General features: G+C 59.6%; 3 protein-coding genes. 2 read left to right on the forward strand and 1 reads right to left on the reverse strand.

The window, feature by feature from the left end; all coding sequences use genetic code 11:
- On the forward strand, window positions 1-342 hold a 342-nt coding region (locus B3873_RS25320), incomplete at its 5' end, for a LysR substrate-binding domain-containing protein (protein ID WP_286869816.1).
- A 12-nt stretch (window positions 343-354) separates the two neighbouring features.
- On the opposite strand, the gene B3873_RS25325 is transcribed toward B3873_RS25320, so the two are convergent.
- A complete protein-coding gene (locus B3873_RS25325) occupies window positions 355-1,260 on the reverse strand; it encodes a LysR family transcriptional regulator (protein ID WP_286869817.1) in 906 nt (301 codons plus the stop codon).
- 97 nt (window positions 1,261-1,357) lie between these two features.
- Between B3873_RS25325 and B3873_RS25330 the strand changes: the two genes are divergently transcribed.
- Window positions 1,358-2,155 carry an NAD(P)H-dependent oxidoreductase gene (locus tag B3873_RS25330; protein ID WP_209568964.1) on the forward strand — a complete coding sequence of 266 codons (798 nt, stop codon included), beginning with the start codon at window positions 1,358-1,360 and terminating at the stop codon, window positions 2,153-2,155.
- Window positions 2,156-2,184: the final 29 nt, after the last annotated feature.

A 2,184-nucleotide genomic window follows, 5' to 3' on the forward strand; every position in this document is an offset into this window, starting at 1 on the left:
TGGGCGCAGCTCAAGCCGTATCCGCTGATCTTTGCAGGGGAGGTGAGCGGCAATCGCACCTTGCTGGATCCGGTGCTGGACGCCAACCGCCTCGCCTTGCGTTCTTTCTATGAAGTGCAGCGCAGCTCAACGGCGATGGGACTGGTGGCGCAGGGGGTGGGCATTGCCGTGGTGCCGGGGCTGGCCGTGCAGGAGGGAGCCTATCCTGATGTGCGCACGATCCAGCTGGTCGAGCCTGTGGTGTCCCGCAATCTGGTGCTGATCAAGCGCAAGTCGGCGCACCTCTCGCCGGCGGCACAGGCGCTCTACGACATGATCCTGACAAAAGAAAGCAAGAACTGACAGGTCAATACGCTACATGTCTGAGGCCAACTCGATAATCACGTCGCGTAGCCAGCGATGTCCGCCATGGGCGTGGTTACGTTCGTGCCAAAGCATGCCGACCGGAAATCCTGGTACCGGGAAAGGGCATTCGATGACGGTCAGGTTTTCTCGCCGATGGAGCACCAGCCGCTCAGGGACCAGCGCCACGAAATCGGATCGTGAAACCAGGTCCGGCACAATCAGAAACGAGGCTGCCGAGAGCACCACGCGACGCTGGTACCCGAGGGCGGCCAATCCATCATCCACAGCCGTGCTGAAACCGCCGCCATCGAGCGAGACGACGACGTGTTCAAGCTGCGCGAACTGCGCCACGGAGAGCTTGCGCCTCAGCTTCGGATGTCGATGCCTTCCGATGAGCACATAACGTTCGTCAAACAAATGCCGGTAGCGCAGGCTTTGCGGCGCATGATCCGGCGTCAGCAGCGCCAGATCGACGTCGCCTGCGGCCATCTGTGCTTCGAGTTGGGGCGGGTCAAGATGGCGCAGGGCAATGCGGATGCCCGGCGCGTGCTGCCGCAATACCGTGCTGAGCGTTTGTATGACACATGCCTGCACATAGTCAGTACTGGCGATGGAGACACTCATCTGCGCGCTCATGGGATGGAACTGGCTATGTTGCGCGACCGTGGATCGCACCTGATCCAATGCCTGCCGCAAGGGTTCCAGCAGATCAAGCGCTTTTGCCGTGGCCGTCATGCCACGGTGGGAAGGAATCAACAGCGGATCCTCGAACAGTTCGCGCAGTCGGTTGAGTTGCGCGCTGACAGCCGGCTGGCTCAAATGCAGCCGCTCAGCCGCTTTGGTGACGTTCTGCTCTGCAAGCAGCGTTTCGAGCGTGACCAGAAGATTCAGATCCAGGCGTTTTTTGCTATCCATGAAATGGATGGTAGCAGCAAAGATTCATGATTTCACTGATACCTGCGACTGGCCCACACTGGCTCCGTTTTCATTGCATCTGAAAGGAAGGCTGGCCATGCATTCGCACGACCGCAAAAAAATACTGATCGTCCACGCCCATCCGGAAAAGACCTCGCTGACGCACCATCTGGCCGAGGTGGCATCGAGGACCTTGCGCGATCAAGGCCATGAGGTCCTGCACTCGGACCTGTATGCCATGGGGTGGAAGAGTGCATTGGATGCCCAGGATTTCCCTGTCCGCCAACATTCCGATCGTCTTTCTATCATCGCCGAGTCCGAGCATGCCTTTGCACATGGCTGCCAGACGTCCGACGTGGCGGAAGAACAGCGCAAGCTGTTGGCTGCCGATGCGCTGATCCTGCAATTTCCGCTCTGGTGGTTCAGCATGCCGGCGATCATGAAAGGCTGGATCGACCGGGTGTGGGCTTATGGGCTGGCCTACGGCTATCGCGGCGCGGGCAATGCCTACCGATACGGGGAAGGCGGGTTGGCCGGAAAGCGTGCGTTGCTTTCGGTGTGTGTGGGAGGGCCGGAAGTGGATTATTCACCCCGGGGCATCAACGGACCTCTGGAGCAGCTGCTTTTCCCGATCACCCATGGCAGCTTGTTTTTTCCGGGGATGGAGGTCTTGCCGACCTTTGCGGTATATGGCGCAGGGCATTTGAACGAGGCCCGACTGGCTACAGCTGAAGATGCCTTACGTTTGCGGTTGGCGGGACTGTTCCGGGACAAGCCGATTCCTTTCCGCACGCAAAACGGGGGAGATTATCCGGATGCTCATGTTCTGGCGGAGCATATCGCCCCGGGACAGAGCGGCCTGGCGGCGCATGTCGAGGAAGTCGGGCTTGGTTGAGACATCCGTCCATTGAAGTAAATGCACCC

This window comes from Herbaspirillum sp. UBA812, assembly GCF_002296545.1.
Classification (GTDB): domain Bacteria; phylum Pseudomonadota; class Gammaproteobacteria; order Burkholderiales; family Burkholderiaceae_D; genus Herbaspirillum; species Herbaspirillum huttiense.

Coding starts and splice junctions, on each gene's coding strand:
- B3873_RS25325 (WP_286869817.1), bottom strand. CDS start 1,260: ATGGATAGCAAAAAACGCCTGGATCTGAATCTTCTGGTCACGCTCGAA.
- B3873_RS25330 (WP_209568964.1), top strand. CDS start 1,358: ATGCATTCGCACGACCGCAAAAAAATACTGATCGTCCACGCCCATCCG.